Genomic DNA, 17,711 nt, shown 5'->3' with positions numbered 1-17,711 from the left:
TTGAGGGCGTGAGGGTTAAACCTCTGCGCCCTCTTTCACGGCAAGATCAAATGCCGCAGTAATAAGCGCTTGGGTATAGGGTTCAGCCGGTGCATCAAAAATTTGCGCCGCATCGCCTGCTTCAACGATATCCCCGCGCTTCATCACGATCACTTTGTGGCTCAGCGCGCGCACGACCTTAAGGTCATGTGAGATGAACAGATAGGCCAGCTTGTGTTTCACTTGCAGGGCACGCAACAAAGCGACGATCTGCACCTGAACGGTTTTGTCCAAAGCGGACGTCGGCTCGTCCAGCACCAGCAGTTTAGGACGTAACACCATAGCGCGTGCGATGGCGATCCGCTGACGTTGCCCGCCCGAGAACTCATGCGGATAGCGATTGCGGGTCTCTGGATCAATGCCGACCTCGTTCATGATCTCGATCACGGCAACCTCCGCCGAGGCATAGTCACCCAGACCATGCACACCCAGACCTTCTGCGATGATTTCAGACACGGTCATGCGCGGCGACAAAGACCCGAACGGATCTTGGAATACGATTTGCATATCAGCACGCAGGGGGCGCACTTGCTTTTGCGACCAGCCTTGGACGTCTTTACCAAGCACCACCACCGGCCCTTCGGATTCGATCAACCGCATCATCGCCAGCGCCAGTGTTGTTTTGCCCGACCCGCTTTCGCCAACAACGCCAACGGTTTCACCCGCGCGCACAGAAAATTCGGCGGCGTTCACCGCTTTGACATACCCAACAGTGCGCCGCATCAGGCCGCGTTGAATGGGGAACCAGATGCGCAGGTCTTTGGTTTCCGCAATCACTGGTGCATCATCAGGCACGGGCGCGGGATAGCCCACGGTTTCGGCGTCGAGCAGCATTTTGGTATAGGGATGTTGCGGTGCATCAAAGATGTCTTTGGTCACGCCAGATTCAACAATTTCACCGTCTTTCATCACGCAGACGCGGTCGGCCAATTTGCGCACAATCCCAAGGTCATGGGTGATGAACAACATCGACATGCCCATGGAAGCCTGCAAATCGCGCAAGAGCGTCAACACTTGCGCTTGGATGGTGACGTCAAGCGCTGTCGTCGGTTCGTCCGCGATAAGCAAATCTGGTCCGTTGGCCAAGGCCATCGCGATCATCACGCGCTGACGCTGCCCACCAGAGAGCTGGTGCGGATAGTCTTTGAGGCGCCCTTCGGGGTCATGAATGCCCACTTGGGTCAGCAATTCGATGACGCGGGTCTGCGCCTCTTGGCCGCGCAAGCCTTGGTGCACCAACAAAATCTCAGCCAGCTGTTTTTCGATGGTGTGCAACGGGTTAAGCGAGGTCATCGGCTCTTGAAAGATAAAGCTGATGTCATTGCCGCGCAGCTTGCGCAGATCTGTTTCAGAGGCGCCACACAGCTCTTGGCCGTTGTATGTGATCGACCCCTCGATCACCGCACTGTCGGGCAGCAAGCTGACAGACGACAAAGCTGTCACGGATTTACCCGATCCAGATTCGCCCACCAAAGCGACAGTTTCGCCTTTTTTCACATCAAACGACACGCCTTTGACCGCAGGGCTTAGCCCGCCATCTTGCTTGAACGATACGCGCAGGTTTTCGAACGACAACAGGCTCATTGGAAGGTCTTTCTGGGATCAAATGCGTCGCGGATGCCTTCAAAGATGAAGACCAAAAGCGACAACATAATCGCGTAGGTGAAAAAGGCGGTGAAGCCCAGCCACGGGGCTTGCAGGTTCTGTTTGGCTTGCGCAGTCATTTCACCCAAAGACGGCAAGGACGTGGGCAGACCAAAGCCCAAGAAATCAAGGCTGGCCAGCGTGCCGATGGCCCCAGTCATGATGAACGGCAGCATGGTGACGGTGGCGACCATGGCGTTGGGCAACATATGGCGGAACATAATAGTCCAATTCGAAACACCCAGCGCACGCGCCGCACGGATATATTCAAAATTGCGCGCCCGCAAAAACTCTGCCCGCACCACGCCTGTCAAAGCAGGCCAGCCAAACAGAATGGTCACAAAGACCAAGAGCCAAAACGACCTGCCCAAAATGGCAAAGACGATGATGATCACGTAAAGCTGCGGGGTCGAGCTCCAGATTTCCAACACGCGTTGGAAAATCAAATCAACCCGTCCACCGAAATAGCCCTGAATGGCACCGGCAACGATCCCAATGGCCGAGGACACCACGGTCACAGCCAGCGCGAACAGAATAGAGATACGGAATCCGTAAATCACCCGCGCGGTGACATCGCGTTTGGTGTCATCGGTACCAAGCCAATTTTGCATGGTGGGTGGAGACGGCGCAGCGCCCGGTCCCTCGACTTGTGTGTTGAACGAATAGGGAATGACCGGCCAGATCATCCAGCCTTTTTCAATCGGCTCATCATTCACAATGCCGTCTTTGGCGTCATCCATCACGCCTTCTGGATCATCAAAACAATCGACCAACCCGCCGGATTTGATCAGACATTCGACTTCCGCATAGCGGTACACCGCCTCGGTGCGAAAATCGCCGCCGAACTCGGTTTCAGGATAGAAATTGAAAATCGGCGTGTAGTAGCTGCCGCGATACTGCACCAAGATCGGTTTGTCATTGGCGATGAATTCGGCAAACAGCGACAAAACGAACAGGCCAGTGAAAATCCAAAGCGACCACAACGCGCGGCGGTTGGATTTGAAGTTGCGCCAGCGGCGCTGGTTGAGCGGAGACAGTCTCATGAATCCCTCTTTTCAAAATCGATCCGCGGATCAACAAAAATATACATCAGATCAGACAAAATCCCGATGATCAGACCAATAAGGCCAAAGAAAAACATCGTGCCAAAAATCACAGGGTAGTCGCGTCTGAGCACGGCTTCGAACCCCAAGCGGCCAATGCCGTCGAGCGAGAATATAGTCTCGATAATCAAAGACCCCGAAAAGAACACGCCCAAGAACAGCGATGGAAAGCCTGAGATCACGATCAACATCGCGTTGCGAAACACATGGCCGTACATCACGCGGTGCTCGGACAGGCCTTTGGCGCGCGCTGTGACCACATATTGTTTGCGGATTTCATCCAAGAACGAGTTTTTGGTCAAAAGCGTCAGCGTGGCGAAAGACGAGATCAACATCGCCAAGACCGGCAAGGTGATGTGCCACGCGTAATCGACCACTTTGCCCCACAAGGACAGCTCGTCAAAGTTGGCCGAGGTCAGCCCGCGCAGCGGGAAGATTTGCCAGTACGATCCGCCCGCGAACACAACGACCAACATAATGGCGAACAAGAAACTTGGGATCGCATAGGCCACGATGATGATGGCCGAGGTCCAAGTGTCGAATTTAGATCCGTCTTTCACAGCCTTGCGAATGCCCAAAGGGATCGAGATCAGATAGGAAATCAAGGTCGCCCAAAGCCCCAGCGAGATGGACACAGGCAACCTGTCCCACACCAAATCAAGCACCCCTTCGGATTTGAAATAGCTTTCGCCAAAATCAAACCGCACGTAGTTCCACATCATGTGTAAGAACTGCTCAAGCGGCGGTTTATCCAACCCGAACTGCACCTCAAGCTCTTTGATGAACTCAGGCGGCAATCCCCGCGCACCGATGTATTCTGAAGTGGAGGTGCCGCCTTGAATTTCAACCGCAGCAGCGGCATCGCCACCACCGCCATTGATCGAAGCGAACACATCGCCTTCGCCATTAATTTCGGCCAAGACCTGCTCAATCGGGCCGCCGGGCACAAATTGGGTCAGCGTGAAATTCACGATCATAATGCCCAACAATGTCGGGATGATCAGCAAAAGCCGCCGAAGAATATAGGCTCCCATGTCTCAGAGCTCCTTCACCTGTAATCGTCTCGGGGCTTGATCGCCCCTGTTGGTTTATCTGTTACTTGATCGCGCCTGCGGCTTTCAGGGCTGCGGCTTTATCCGCATTTACCCACCACGTATCCAAAACACCACTGCCAAGCGGGGGTATTTTATCCACCCCAGGGTGCTCGTACATATCGTAATAGGCGACCCAAGCCGTATCATTCATATGGGCCAGCACAATGAAATACTCATCGCGCAAGATGCGATCTGCTGCACGCAAAGTGGCTTGCATGTCTTCAAAGCTTTTCGCCTCTAGAAGAATATCGCCGATCTCATCGATAGCCTCGCTGCAATACCCCGCTGGATTAAAGATGTCGTTGCGATCTTCGCAGCTGTATTTTTGCGAAAAGTCTGTGTCTTCTTCAAAGGCGCTGCTGTAACCGCTGTAGACGATATCATAATCAAAGCTTTGCGAGCGTGCTTGGTATTCGTTCGGATCCACGCGGTTGTAAGTCACGTCAACGCCCAGCGCGAGCAGGTTTTCAACATAAGGATTGATGATCCGGTCCCACGCCGCGAGATAGTGCAAGATCTCGACCTTGAGCGTTTCGCCAGCCGCATTGCGCAGCTTGCCGTCATCACCGGGGGTCCAACCCGCCTCTTCCATCAGCGCCAGCGCTTTGCGCAGATTGCCGCGATCCATCAGGCGTTCACCTGAGGTGTGCGGCATACGTGGACTTTGGGTGAAAATCTCGTCAGGCAACTTGTCACGCACGCGTTCAAGAATTTCCAATTCTTTGCCTGTAGGCAGGCCTTCGGCTTGATAGCCAGGCGCATTCCAAAAGGCTTCGCGTTGCGCAAACAGTCCGTATTGCAACACGCCGTTGGTCCAAGTGAAATTATACATCAGACCAATGGCTTCGCGGACGCGTTTGTCTTGGAACTTGTCTTGACGCAGGTTGAACAAGAACCCGACAGGGCCACGCATCGCACCGCTGGGCAGGGTTTCTTTGACGACAAAGCCGTTTTCTATCGCTGGAAAATCATAGCCTGTCGCCCATGTCAGCGAAGAGCTTTCACCCCGATAGGTAATCTCGCCAGACTTAAACGCTTCAAACACAGATGTGGAATCGCCAAAGTATTCAACGCGCACAGTATCAACGTTGCCGCGCCCAAGCATAAGGGGATGGGTGTCGCCCCAATAGTCGGGATTGCGTTTGTATTCGACCCATTTGCCCATATCAAAATCAGCCAGAACATATTCGCCAGTGCCCGGTGACACATCAACACGTTTCTCGTCAAGCTTCGCGCCGGTTTTCTCGAACCAGGCTTTGCTCATCACCGTCGTGGCGCCAGCTTGTCCGATCAGACCTTTGCGCGGCGCGTCGGGATTGAAGGTGAACTTGACCGTGTACGGGTCCAGCACCTCAACCTTTTCGATCATTTGGCCTACGCCCGCACGCCAAGACAATGTGCCTTCGGCCATGAATTTATTATGGGTAAAGGCGACGTCTTCGGCGGTCATCGGCGTGCCGTCAGAAAATGTGACATCGTGCCTCAGATGAAAGATCACCCAATCTTTGGTCTCGGGATATTCAATCGTTTCGCACAAAAAACAATAGGAACTGGATTGAAGCTCGTCAGGAATACGCGGGCTCGATAATATGCTATTGCTGGCCATCAAGCGCTCATACCCTATCGACGACAGCGCGGCAGGTGAGCCGGACAGGGTTGAATAGGGATTGAAGCTGTCGAAATCGCCCACGGTGCCCTGCACCACACGCCCGCCCTTTGGTGCATCAGGGTTCACAAAGTCCAAGTGATCAAACGGTTCTGAATATTTCGCAGTGCCCCAATCTGAATACCACGTGGCCACCACCGTATCGTCATCTGCTGCTATCGCGGCACCTGAGCTGCTGATCGCCAAAGACGATAGGGCAGCCAAAAGATATGAACGGTGAGACAAATGAAACATACAGAACCTCCGATTAGATATGAACTTAGATACTCTTATCCACAATCTGATCTGTATTTGCACGGGTTCCAACCGCGAAGTTGCGCAACTGTGAATAAACCGTGACGAAATGTGAGCGACGACGTCAGAAACATTTGCCTTAGACTGCTTTCATTGGTTTTGGAGCATAAAAAAAACCCACCGGCGAAACCGATGGGGTTTGAAATGTCTCGCAGATAAGGCGTCGCCTCAATCGCGGGGCTTAGCTGCCCAAAGATTGAAGATAGGCAATCACGTCTGCACGATCGTCGATTTTCTTGAAACCAGCGAATGTCATTTTTGTACCTGGCGCAAAGCCTTTTGGTTTTTCCAAGAAGTGGTTCAACGCGTCTGCTGTCCAATTGCCTTCAAGTTCGGTCAAAACACCAGAGTAGCCGAAACCAGCAATTGAACCGATGTCACGGTTGAACGCGCCATTGAGGTGCGGGCCAGTTTTGTCGGCACTGGTGACAGTGTGACAGGCCGAACATTTTTTACCAAAAATGCTTTCGCCGGACGCAGGATCAGCCGCAGCCAAGATCGGGCCAAAATCAACAGCAACAGCTTCTTCAACTGGAGCAGAGTCTTCGACTTCAATCACGTAAGCTTGGGCGTGATCACCGTGACCTCCACCCGTGTGATAAAGCGCCTCTGCAGCCCAAGAGCCGAAAAGGAAGAACAAGAGAGTGCCGCAAATTGCTGAGACGGCTTTTGTAAGGGTCATCGTGTCGAACATGTCGCGTTCCGTATATGTGCATCTGTTGAAGGGTATCTACCCGTTTCCATCGGTGCATTTCAAGGTATAAGACCCGCGACCAAACGACTTACTTCAGAAACTTCGCTAAAATGGGGGCGCAAATGGCCGCACGTATCGCTTTTCAAGGAGAACTTGGCGCTTATTCGCATCAGGCTTGCGTTGAGACTCGCCCTGATTTTGAACCACTTCCTTGCCCTACATTCGAAGATGCGCTTGTAGCTGTGCGGTCAGGAGCTGCTGATTTGGGAATGATCGCAGTTGAAAATTCAACTTACGGTCGCGTGCAAGATGTCTATCATTTGCTGCCCAAAGCCGGTTTGCACATCATCCAAGAGACCTTTGTGCGCGTGCATGTCAATCTTTTGGGCGTCCCAGGTGCCGTTTTGTCAGACATCACCCACGCCCACGGGCATCCGGTGATTCTGCCGCAATGTGGTAAATTCTTGAGCGACCACGACATCAAGGGCGTGACCAGTTCTGACAACGCACGGGCGGCGCGCGATGTTGCCGCAGGCGGCGACACGTCACAAGCGGCCCTTGCGTCTGAGCTGGCGGCCAAACTGTATGGGCTAGAAGTTATCGCCCCTGAAATCGAAGATCATAAGCTCAACACCACGCGATTCTTGGTTATGGCCCGCGACGCCGATCACACGCGTCGCGCCGAGAAAATGGTCACAGCCTTTATGTTTCGTGTCCGCAACATCCCCGCCGCACTGTTTAAAGCGATGGGGGGATTCGCGACCAATGGCGTCAACATGACCAAGTTAGAGAGCTACATGGTGGATGGCGTCTTCACCGCGACGCAGTTTTATGCGGATATCGAGGGTCACCCTGACGATGAGAACGTCAAACTGGCGATGGACGAACTTGGGTATTTCACCGAAATGGTGGAAATTTTGGGCGTCTACCCCGCCGACCCACGTCGGTCCTAGAAAGCAGTCTTAACCAATGCACCAAAAAACAAAAAAACGCGCCCGATTGGGTGCGTTTTTGAATTGCAAACCGTAAATGTTCAGACTTAACCCCGCGCTTGGGCTTCGAAGCGTTCAGAGATTGACTTGCAATACGCGCCAACGCGCCGATCAAACCGGCGCTGCAAAGATGCTTTTGCGAACTTTACAGATTGCACCAAAATACGAGCAGACAACGTTTGCGGGCGTACCTCGTAGCCCAGCGTGACACGCGTGCGCTGTGGCGACAAAGGCACCAACTCAACGTCCAACGTCATATCAAGCCCACCCGATTTTGCATCAGCAACCAAACTATTTGGGCAATCAAATTCTGACACATGCGCATCGACGTCGCGCAACTTTCCGCGAAACGGCGCCTGTACGACCCAAGCTGCGCCGACGCCACGAGATTGCACAGGGTTTTTACGCCGCACCTCGATGCCTCTGCGCATAGCCTGTCTTTCGAGCCCGTCAAAATCAGTAAGTTGATCAAAAACATATGCTGCGGGTGCCTCAATGTCTTGTCGGGTCGAGAATTTCATACTGATCCACCTGTCTCACTGTGTTCAAGTGTTATCGGTGCAAATCTATTCATCTGCAAGCCACTTAGTCAGTAGAAAGTGAGCTATCGCACCTTCGCGCGCTGGCAAAATATCGGGATGCGTGCCCGCCATGACGTCTGCGCACTCTTCTCTGGTCAACCAAAGCGCGTCTTCCAACTCATTTTCGTCAAGTGAAATCTCACGCGATAAAGCCGTGCCGCGACACCCGATCATCAAAGAGGCTGGGAACGGCCAAGGTTGGCTGGCGATATAAGACACGTTTCCGACAGGAATACCCGCCTCTTCAAGCACTTCACGGCGCACAGCGGCTTCAATCGGCTCTCCTGGTTCAACAAACCCGGCCAAGAGTGAATACATCCCTTGAGGGAAATGCGGGCTGCGCCCCAAAAGAACGGAATTGCCATGGGTAATCAGCATGATCACGACTGGATCGGTGCGCGGAAAATGTGGCGTGCCGCAGGCATTGCAATGGCGCTGCCAGCCGCCAACCGCGGCTTCACTTTGCGTCCCGCAGGCCGCACAAAATTTATGCGACTTATGCCAGCCAAGAATGGCGCGTGCGGTTGAAGCCATTTCTGCCTCGAGCGGGGTCAAATCAGTCATCACCGTTTTTAGGTCGCGAAAGCTTGCGAAGGGGGTGCTCTCGTGACGTTGCTCCGAGGTATCAAACACCCCTTCTTGCGACTCCTCGCCCGCGACAATGTCAGCTTTTGACACGTCAACCGCGAACAAAGGCGCGCCTGTACCATCAAGCCCCAGAAACACCGTCATGGCCGCGTGTTGAAGCAAAGGATGCGTTTGTGGCAACATTGCCAGCCCGCCTGTGTCATGGATCAATGGCTTGAACGACCAAACCGGTAGAAATCGTGCCTCGGGGGTTGTCTGCAAGGCGTCTGAAGTCTTGCGAAGGTCATCTCTGCGGTTCAACAAGCCCGCCGAAAAGGTCACTGTGTCAATTTCCATAATTCTTACCTTTACCTTCTGCCGTCGCAATCTAGCGGTATTTCAATGTCTTACGTTACTTTAATAGTTGCGAATAGGTAACACTTGAACCGCCACTCAACCAAAAGTTGTACTTTGTCGCTCCAGATTGCTCCAAGGCTTTGGCCACGCTGGAAACATAGTTATTATTCAAGGTGTCACCAAGGTGTCGTACCCATCGATCATTATTTCTCCAAATTGACAAATGACGGAGAGCACGATGCCCCAAAAAACCAACATAACCCGCAGGGGATTTATGTCCCAAACACTTGCAGGCTCCGCCTTGATCGCACTCCACCCCTTTTCTGCGCGCGCCAGCGCCAATCAGGCCCATCTGCGCATCATGGAAACGACAGATTTGCATGTCCATGTTTTCCCCTACGACTACTATGCTGATCGCCCCAGCGACACCGTCGGCCTTGCCCGCACAGCCGCGCATATCAATGACATCCGCTCTGAGGCCCATAACGCGATCTTGGTCGACAATGGCGATCTTTTGCAAGGCAACCCTATGGGCGACTACATCGCTTATGAACGGGGAATGCAAGACGGCGACATGCACCCGATCATCACCGCGATGAACACGCTTGGGTATGATGCCGCGACCTTGGGCAATCACGAATTCAACTACGGGCTCGATTTTTTGCTCAAGTCCTTACATGGCGCTGACTTTCCTGTTGTCTCAGCCAATGTGGTCAAAAAGATGGGCAGCACCGCGCGCCAAGACAAGACCTTGGTCAAACCCTATGTGATTTTGGACCGAGAAATTGTGGATGGCTCTGGACAAAAACACCCCATAAAGATCGGCCTGATCGGCTTTGTGCCCCCGCAAATCATGACATGGGACCGCCGCCATCTGGAAGGCAATGTGGAAGTGCGCGATATCGTAGACACCGCCCGCGCCTATATCCCTGAGATGAAAGAAAAAGGCGCAGATCTGATCATCGCGCTGAACCATTCGGGCATTGGCGATGCGCAACACGTTGAGGGTATGGAAAACGCTTCAGTGCCTTTGGCCGAACTGGACGGGATCGACGCCATGGTCACGGGTCATTCCCATTTGGTGTTCCCGTCACCCACTTTTGACGGGCTTGCAGCCGTGGACGCAAAGAACGGTTTGGTGCATGGCAAGCCCACAGTCATGGGTGGTTTTTGGGGATCACATCTTGGTCTAATCGACCTGATGATTGAACGCAGCGGCAACGAGTGGCGCGTGGTCACCTCATCTGTTGAAACGCGGCCCATCTCCGCGCGCGGAGAAGATCGCAAAATCACGCCTTTGGTGACGAGCGACCAAGATATTTTGAGCTCTGTCGCAGATGTGCACGACGAGACGCTGCAATACATACGCCGCGCTGTCGGCAAAACCGCCACGCCTTTGCATTCCTATTTCGCTTTGGTTGCGGATGATCCAAGCGTGCAAATCGTCTCTAATGCCCAGCTTTGGTACCTCAAGGACATGTTCGAAGGCACCGAACATGACGGATTGCCGATGCTATCCGCCGCAGCCCCCTTCAAAGCAGGTGGACGCGCGGGCCCTGAATATTACACAGACGTCGCCCCTGGAAACGTTGCGATCAAAAACGTGGCGGATCTGTACCTTTACCCCAACACCATCCGCGCGGTGCGCATCACGGGCGCGCAGCTGAAAGGCTGGCTTGAACGCTCTGCGGGTATGTTCTTGCAAGTTAAAACAGGCGAGGCCGATCAGCCTTTGTTGAACCCAGAGTTTCCGTCCTACAACTTTGATGTGATCGATGGTGTGACCTATAAAATCGATCTCAGCCAACCGTCACGCTTTGCCGCCAAAGGTGAACTTTTGAACGCAAGCGCCACACGCATCATCGATCTGGCCTATGAGGGCACGCCTGTCACCGATGACATGGAATTCATCGTCGCCACAAACAATTACCGCGCAGGCGGGGGCGGCGATTTTCCGGGCGCAGACGGCTCGACAGTCATCTTTGAAGGCCCTGATACCAACCGCGACATCATCGTGCGTTATATTGTTGAGCAAGGCACAGTTGATCCGAAAGCAGACAACAACTGGACCTTCGCGCCCCTGCCCGACACATCGGTGATTTTTGAGACAGGCCCCAAAGCCAGCGATCATTTGACTGAACTGACATCCATCAAAGTCACGCCAGCCGGCGATGGGGCGGATGGGTTCTCCCGCTTTCGCATTGCACTCTAGACATCATACTTCAGGGGGCGTCACAGATTTTGCGGCGCCCTCTTGCGAATCCGCTGCATGTCACTTATGTGATCCGTGAGAGGTTGGCGCGGGCGAGCGCCTCGCCAACTTGGTCAGATCCGGAAGGAAGCAGCCACAACGAGTCCCGTTTGGGTCGCTGTCCAGCCTCTCACCTAAATCCCCCACTCATGACTGCCCAATCTGCGCAAGCCGATATGCTAAGACCCGATATGCTAAGACCAATGTGCTCGAGACCAATCTGCGCAGATATGACACGGCAATCCCCGCCTTTATGCGCGCGCTGCTGTTATCGCTTGCTGTGACCGCCCCCTTGGTCATTATACGCACATGATCAAAGGCCCAACACAATGACCCCGTTTTTCACAGCCCTCGGCTGGTCCGACCACTTTGCTGATCAAGTCAGCGCCACAGAGACGACCGAGATGTCGCCTGTGCGCTTGACCGAAGTGCGCCGCAATCGCGTGATCGGGTTAAATGCGCAAAACGAGCGGATCGATTTGGCCCTGTCTGGCGACAATGTGGCGACCGATATGGCTGTCGGGGATTTCGTGCTCAGCGATGGCCTGCGCCTTGTGCGTGTTTTGGCGCGCAAATCGGTGATCTCGCGTAAAGCGGCAGGGCATACCTCGCAAGCGCAATTGATCGCAGCCAATATCGACACGCTGTTCATTGTCACATCGTGCAACGCGGATTTTAACGAGGCGCGCTTGGAACGCTATGTCGCTTTGGCGATTGAGGCCGAAACCAATCCCGTCATTGTCATGACCAAGGCCGATACGCCTTTGGGTGATCCGCAGTCTTATGTGGACCGCGCCCTTGCCATTTCAAACCGCGTGGATGCACTGGCGTTGAATTCCAAAGACGCAGGCGATGTGGCGAAAATGGATAAATGGTGCGGCGCGGGTCAAACCGTGGCGCTTGTCGGCTCTTCTGGTGTGGGCAAATCCACAATCGGGCGCACGCTGACGGGGGAAGACCTGCTGACAGCTGACATCCGCGAAGATGACGCCAAAGGGCGGCACACCACCACGGCGCGTTCGATGCATTTGATGCACGCTGGCGGCTGGATGATCGACACACCAGGGATGCGCGAGCTGGCTTTGCACGACGCCGCCGCGGGCATCGCCACCTTGTTTGAAGACATCACTGATCTGGTGACCGAATGTAAATTTTCCGACTGCAAACACATCACCGAGCCGGGCTGCGCCATTCGCGCGGCTGTGGAGGCGGGCGATTTGACCCAAGACCGCGTTGAGCGATGGAGAAAACTGCGCGATGAAGATGCTGAGAACACAGGCACCATCGCCACCTCCAAAGAACGCGGGCGCAAGTTCAGCAAGCTCAAACGCACCGCCTTTAAGGCAAAGCGCGTGCGCAGCGGCGAAATCGAATAACGCGCCACGACCTGACGTGCTATACAGATCGCAACTTGGGTTGCGACTTGGCCTCGGCGCGCATACCTTAACCCCAAGAGTTTGAGGGATCACAACATGACCGAGACAGACACAGGCTATCAGGTTCTGGCGCGCAAATACCGCCCCGAAACCTTTGCCGATCTTGTTGGCCAAGATGCCATGGTGCGCACGCTGAAAAACGCATTCGATGCAGATCGCATTGCGCAGGCCTTTATCATGACTGGCATTCGCGGCACGGGCAAAACCACCACGGCGCGCATCATCGCCAAGGGTCTGAACTGTATCGGCGAAGATGGCACCGGCGGCCCGACCACGTCCCCCTGCGGCAAATGCAAACCTTGCATAGGCATTTCTGAGGGGCGCTTTTTCGACGTGCTTGAAATCGATGCGGCGTCCTCAACTGGTGTTGATAACATCCGCGAGCTGAATTCTATGGCCCGCACACGGCCCGCCGAAGGCCGCTATAAGATCTTCATCATCGATGAGGTTCACATGCTGTCGACAGCCGCGTTCAACGCGTTGCTGAAAACGCTTGAAGAACCGATGGCGCACACCAAATTCATCATGGCCACCACCGAAATTCGCAAAGTGCCGGTCACGGTTCTGTCGCGCTGCCAACGCTTTGATTTGCGCCGCATTGAACCCGAAGTGATGATCGCTTTGCTGCGCAAAATCGCGGCGGCTGAAAACGCGGAAATCACGGATGACGCACTGGCGCTGATCACCCGCGCCGCCGAAGGCTCCGCCCGCGATGCGCAGTCGTTGCTGGACCAAGCCATTTCGCACGGCGCGGGCGAGACCACAGCTGACCAAGTGCGTGCGATGCTTGGCCTTGCCGATCGTGGACGCGTTTTGGACCTGTTCGATATGATCATGTCCGGCGATGCCGCTGGCGCTTTGGAAGAGATCGGCGGGCAGTATGCGGACGGCGCTGATCCTTTGGCGGTGATGCGCGATTTGGCCGATATCACCCATTGGGTGTCCGTCATCAAAATCACGCCCAATGCCGCTGATGATCCCACAATCGGCCCAGACGAGCGCACCCGCGGGCTGACCATGTCCGAGAAAATTCCCATGCGCGTGTTGTCGCGGATGTGGCAAATGCTGCTGAAATCTTTGGAAGAAATCGCAGCCGCCCCCAACGCGATGATGGCGGCTGAAATGGCCGTGATCCGCTTGACGCATGTCGCTGATCTGCCGATGCCTGACGATTTGGTGCGCAAACTGAACGAACAAAATCCACCGCCCCGTCCGCCTTCCGGTGGTGGTGGCGGTTCCCATGCGGGTGGCGGGTCTGTGACGGCCTCTGGTCAGTCTGTGTCTGGCGGCGGGACTGGTGGCGTGTCGGGCGGACAAATCACCCATGCGCCAAGCATGTCCAGTGGTGGGGCTGTCACAGCTTTGGCAACAGCACCTGAGGCCTCGCTTGCGCGGTACGGCGCCTTTGAAGATGTGATCGAATTGGTGCGCCATCACCGCGACGCGAAACTGCTGATTGAGATGGAAAACTACATCCGTTTGGCCAAATATGCCCCCGGTCGGATTGAGTTTGAACCCAGCGATGATGCCCCACAAGATTTGGCCGCGCGGCTGGCCAGCAGGCTGAATGCCTTCACCGGCGTGCGTTGGGCCGTGAGTATCGCCAAGGCGCCCGAGGGCACCAAGACGATTTACGAAATTAAAAACGCCGCCGAACTTGCCCTGCGTGCCCAAGCGCGTGCGCATCCGATTGTGGCCAAGGTGTTCGAGTTGTTCCCCGGTGCGAAAATCGCGAAAATCCGCACGCCCGAGGCCATCGCCATGGAAGCCGCTGTTGAAGCCCTTCCAGAGGTCGAGGACGAATGGGATCCCTTTGAAGATAGCTGATACAAAATTGCGCGGAAATAACATGAGATTTAGGCCCTAAATGCAAGCTGTTATCAACACCAAAACGCTGCTGTCAGATGGGATCATTTCGGTCGATCAAGCACGAGAAATTGAGCTGCGCGCACGTGAGGCGATGGTTCAGCTTGTTGTAAATACAGTGCTCTTCAGCGGGATTTTGGCGGCCACATCAGGGATCATCTTTTGGCTTGCTGATGCCGTCGCAGTGGCCGTCCTTGGCGCTGCGATGATGCTGGCTGGTTTGCTGATTTCACGCCGAAACGCAAACGTTTTCGAAATGTTTGGACAAGCAGCAACCTTAATCGGTGCAGGTCTTTGGGTCGGTGGACTTGGCGTCGAGCTGTTCACGAACCACCCCGATATTGCGGGGATTTCCAGTTTGATCATCGGTGTTGTGATGACTGTTATCGCCGTTTTCGCATTTCAGCGTGCCGCCAAGTACCGCTTTGTACTGGGCGCTATTCTGATCATGACTTTCGCTCTCCATTTAGCGGGTGCTGGATATTTGGTTGAGCACCACCGTGTAACGGGATGGTGGCTGGCCAGTGCCTATTTTTATGCAACCCTCGCGATTGCAGCCCTTGGGACCTATATTGATGTGCGTTTCATCACCGCTTTGGCGATTGTCCCCTTCGCCCAGATGCTGGCTGTAAGCTCCGACTATTCTTACGCCAGCTACGTGTTTTATTCCAAGGAATCGACTCTCTCAATTGTGCAAATGCTTGGTCTCATTGGCCTTTTGATGTGGCTTGGATCAAAGCTGAGCGAAAGGCTGCGTCGCCACAGTGCCACTCTAACCATCATGGCGTTTATCGTCGCCAATATGTGTGCCTTGGTTGGCGCGCTGTGGGGCGATGTGGTTGGTGAACATATTTGGGGACCGCTGCGCCCAAACTACAGAGATTTTCACGCCGACGGTTTGAGCGCCGCGGGCACATACGCCGAAGCGCGCGCCCATTTTGAAGCCGCACATGATGCCTTCCTCGCGACGGCTTTGGTCATTTCAGACCATGCCTACGCCATCATATGGGCCATCGCATTGGCGGCGATCGCGGGTATGGCCGCACATAAAACCATGCGGGGCTTGTTCAATACAGCGATCACCTTTGGCGCGATCCATGCCTATACGCAAGCCTTTGAAAGCTTTCATGACGAACCTCTTGCCTATGTCATCGGCGGGCTGGCCGCGATCCCGTTGGCTTGGGGCATGTGGCGATGGAACGCCCAACTTGCCTTGAGAACCCGCGATCATTCGACTATCTAAAGTGAAACCTTAAAGGAGACACGAAATGCTCAAAGGACTTGGCGGGCTTGGCGATATGGCCGGCATGATGAAAAAAGCGCAGCAAATGCAGCAAGATATGGCTGACATGCAAGAGCAGTTGGAAAACGTCACGGTTGTGGGCGAAAGCGGTGCGGGCCTTGTGAAAGCCACGGCCAATGCCAAAGGCACGCTGACAGGGCTTGATATTGATCCGTCCATTTTTCACCCCGATGAAAAAGAAGTGGTCGAAGATTTGATCTTGGCCGCAATCAAAGACGCGCAAGCCAAAGCCAGCACGAAAGCGCAGTCTGAAATGGCGAAATTGACCGAAGGCCTTGGGCTTCCGGCTGATTTCAAAATGCCGTTTTAAGCCGACAGTATGGACGCGGGCCGCAAAGACATTGATGCGCTAATCAACCTGATGGCCAAGCTGCCCGGCCTCGGCCCGCGCTCGGCCCGCCGTGCTGTTTTGCATCTGATCAAGAAACGCGGGCGATTGATGAGCCCGCTCGCGGATGCGATGAAATCCGTAGCCGAGAACGCCCGCGAATGCGTGAAATGCGGCAACATCGGTACGGGTACGATCTGCGACATCTGCGCCTCTGAAAAGCGCGCCACGGGCGAGATTTGCGTCGTCGAAGATGTGGCAGATCTGTGGGCGATGGAGCGCGCTGCGGTGTTTCGCGGGCGCTATCATGTGCTGGGTGGCACCCTGTCCGCGCTGGATGCCATCGGCCCCGAAGAGCTGCGCATCCCACTGCTGATGAGCCGTGTGCGCGACGAAGGCATTTCTGAGATCATCCTTGCGCTGAACGCCACCATCGACGGGCAAACGACAGCGCATTACATCGCCGATGAGCTGGCAGGAGTTTGTACCGTCACCTCATTGGCCCAAGGCGTACCGATTGGCGGCGAACTGGATTATCTGGACGACGGGACGATTACAGCGGCTTTACGGGCGCGCAAGGGTTTTTAGGTGCAAAGCTTAGAGCTAACACAGGCCACATAAGGACGAGCGGCTTAGCTTACATTCGCACGTGATGCATTAGCGACCGCTATGCGGGCAAAGCTACCGCTGAAATACGATCAGAAATTATTTTAGTCGATGGATACCTCTTCCAGTAAACCATCCATGAAGTTTTTAACGGTTTTGTGCCGCTTTGCTGCGAGCACATTTCCTGTTTGCGTTTGGAATGCCCCGGACAATCTCAAGAGTTTGGTCTTAAAGTGGTCGATTGCGAAATTAAGATCATCTAAGTCTCGTCTTGATCCTGAAGGGTCTTCGGGATCGTAGATTGCCCTGCCAAGCCGGCCTGAAACATAGAAACATCGGGCAATGCCGATGTGACCTATGGCATCTAAGCGGTCCGCATCCTGTAGAATACGGGCTTCCAATGTTTTGGGTTCAACACCTGCTGAAAAGCTATGTGCTTCAATGGCATGGGCTACCATATCAGCTTTGTCTTGCTGCCATCCGAGTATGGTAAGTGTAGCAAACGCTTTTTCTGACGCCATGCGGGACCCCGATGATCTAAGAGGTGAGTCTTTCGGCATATCAACGCAATCATGAAGGAGTGTTGCAGCCATCAGTATTGCGCTGTCACCGCCCTCTTTTTCAGAGATAATCTGCACGTTTCTCCAAACTCGAAGAAGGTGGGACGCGTCATGCGATGCATCGTCGGTAGCACCAAGCGCGTGCGGAAGTAACTTAACGGCAGTGTCTACGTGAGGAGAAAAATACTGAGCGATATTCATCCATCACAATTATCGAAAGTGACCTTTGGCCGCAAGGCAGTACCGGTCGGTTTGGGCGGTGGCCTCAACTGGTCGGCGCAACACTTTAATCTTTAGGAAGAGATGGAGTGTTTTAAATGAAGTACCGTA

At 54.4% G+C, this 17,711-nt stretch carries 15 protein-coding genes and 1 other RNA gene; 8 read left to right on the top strand and 8 right to left on the bottom strand.

Annotated features, from left to right (window positions below; translation table 11 throughout):
- Positions 1–15: 15 nt before the first annotated feature.
- From WNY38_RS14365 to WNY38_RS14345, 5 genes are all read right to left on the bottom strand, one after another.
- The gene (locus tag WNY38_RS14365; protein WP_342858047.1) at positions 16–1,623 is read right to left on the bottom strand and encodes an ABC transporter ATP-binding protein; all 1,608 of its coding nucleotides are present in this window, start codon (positions 1,621–1,623) and stop codon (positions 16–18) included.
- Positions 1,620–2,726: an ABC transporter permease gene (locus WNY38_RS14360; RefSeq protein WP_342858046.1), complete on the bottom strand. Its 1,107-nt coding sequence runs from the start codon at positions 2,724–2,726 to the stop codon at positions 1,620–1,622. The genes WNY38_RS14365 and WNY38_RS14360 overlap by 4 nt, the downstream gene beginning before the upstream one ends.
- Positions 2,723–3,820 carry a microcin C ABC transporter permease YejB gene (gene yejB / locus WNY38_RS14355; RefSeq protein WP_342858045.1) on the bottom strand — a complete coding sequence of 366 codons (1,098 nt, stop codon included), beginning with the start codon at positions 3,818–3,820 and terminating at the stop codon, positions 2,723–2,725. The genes WNY38_RS14360 and yejB overlap by 4 nt, the downstream gene beginning before the upstream one ends.
- Before the next feature lie 61 nt (positions 3,821–3,881).
- The gene (locus tag WNY38_RS14350) at positions 3,882–5,780 is read right to left on the bottom strand and encodes an extracellular solute-binding protein (protein ID WP_342858044.1); all 1,899 of its coding nucleotides are present in this window, start codon (positions 5,778–5,780) and stop codon (positions 3,882–3,884) included.
- Between the two features lie 241 nt (positions 5,781–6,021).
- On the bottom strand, positions 6,022–6,534 hold the full coding sequence (locus tag WNY38_RS14345; RefSeq protein ID WP_342858043.1) for a cytochrome c family protein: 513 nt from the start codon (positions 6,532–6,534) through the stop codon (positions 6,022–6,024).
- A 122-nt stretch (positions 6,535–6,656) separates the two neighbouring features.
- Here WNY38_RS14345 and WNY38_RS14340 point away from each other — a divergent pair, with 122 nt between their 5' ends.
- Positions 6,657–7,487, top strand: a complete 831-nt coding sequence (locus WNY38_RS14340) for a prephenate dehydratase (protein WP_342858042.1) — start codon at positions 6,657–6,659, stop codon at positions 7,485–7,487.
- Positions 7,488–7,573: 86 nt separating this feature from the next.
- Here the strand turns inward: WNY38_RS14340 and WNY38_RS14335 are convergent, their stop codons facing one another.
- Together WNY38_RS14335 and nudC are read right to left on the bottom strand one after the other, a co-directional pair.
- Positions 7,574–8,047: an SRPBCC family protein gene (locus WNY38_RS14335; protein ID WP_342858041.1), complete on the bottom strand. Its 474-nt coding sequence runs from the start codon at positions 8,045–8,047 to the stop codon at positions 7,574–7,576.
- 45 nt (positions 8,048–8,092) lie between these two features.
- Positions 8,093–9,031, bottom strand: coding sequence for an NAD(+) diphosphatase (nudC, locus tag WNY38_RS14330; RefSeq protein ID WP_342858040.1), 939 nt, complete (start codon positions 9,029–9,031; stop codon positions 8,093–8,095).
- A 274-nt stretch (positions 9,032–9,305) separates the two neighbouring features.
- On the opposite strand from nudC, the gene WNY38_RS14325 reads away from it, so the two are divergent.
- From WNY38_RS14325 to recR, 7 genes are all read left to right on the top strand, one after another.
- A complete protein-coding gene (locus WNY38_RS14325) occupies positions 9,306–11,243 on the top strand; it encodes a bifunctional 2',3'-cyclic-nucleotide 2'-phosphodiesterase/3'-nucleotidase (protein ID WP_342858039.1) in 1,938 nt (645 codons plus the stop codon).
- 76 nt (positions 11,244–11,319) lie between these two features.
- An RNA gene (ffs, locus tag WNY38_RS14320) (signal recognition particle sRNA small type) lies at positions 11,320–11,418 on the top strand.
- A gap of 193 nt (positions 11,419–11,611) precedes the next feature.
- Complete coding sequence (rsgA, locus tag WNY38_RS14315; protein ID WP_342858038.1) at positions 11,612–12,658, top strand: ribosome small subunit-dependent GTPase A; 1,047 nt, start codon at positions 11,612–11,614, stop codon at positions 12,656–12,658.
- Between the two features lie 81 nt (positions 12,659–12,739).
- The gene (locus tag WNY38_RS14310) at positions 12,740–14,545 is read left to right on the top strand and encodes a DNA polymerase III subunit gamma/tau (protein WP_342858037.1); all 1,806 of its coding nucleotides are present in this window, start codon (positions 12,740–12,742) and stop codon (positions 14,543–14,545) included.
- Between the two features lie 40 nt (positions 14,546–14,585).
- The gene (locus tag WNY38_RS14305; RefSeq protein ID WP_342858036.1) at positions 14,586–15,827 is read left to right on the top strand and encodes a hypothetical protein; all 1,242 of its coding nucleotides are present in this window, start codon (positions 14,586–14,588) and stop codon (positions 15,825–15,827) included.
- A gap of 25 nt (positions 15,828–15,852) precedes the next feature.
- Entirely contained in the window at positions 15,853–16,197 is a 345-nt protein-coding gene (locus tag WNY38_RS14300) for a YbaB/EbfC family nucleoid-associated protein (RefSeq protein WP_342858035.1), read from the top strand.
- A gap of 9 nt (positions 16,198–16,206) precedes the next feature.
- Entirely contained in the window at positions 16,207–16,803 is a 597-nt protein-coding gene (gene recR, locus WNY38_RS14295; protein ID WP_342858034.1) for a recombination mediator RecR, read from the top strand.
- A gap of 122 nt (positions 16,804–16,925) precedes the next feature.
- Here the strand turns inward: recR and WNY38_RS14290 are convergent, their stop codons facing one another.
- Positions 16,926–17,582, bottom strand: a complete 657-nt coding sequence (locus WNY38_RS14290) for an HD domain-containing protein (protein WP_342858033.1) — start codon at positions 17,580–17,582, stop codon at positions 16,926–16,928.
- Positions 17,583–17,711: the final 129 nt, after the last annotated feature.

The organism is Pacificibacter sp. AS14 (assembly GCF_038899935.1).
Lineage (GTDB): Bacteria > Pseudomonadota > Alphaproteobacteria > Rhodobacterales > Rhodobacteraceae > Celeribacter.
This window is presented reverse-complemented; position numbering and strand designations above follow the sequence as displayed.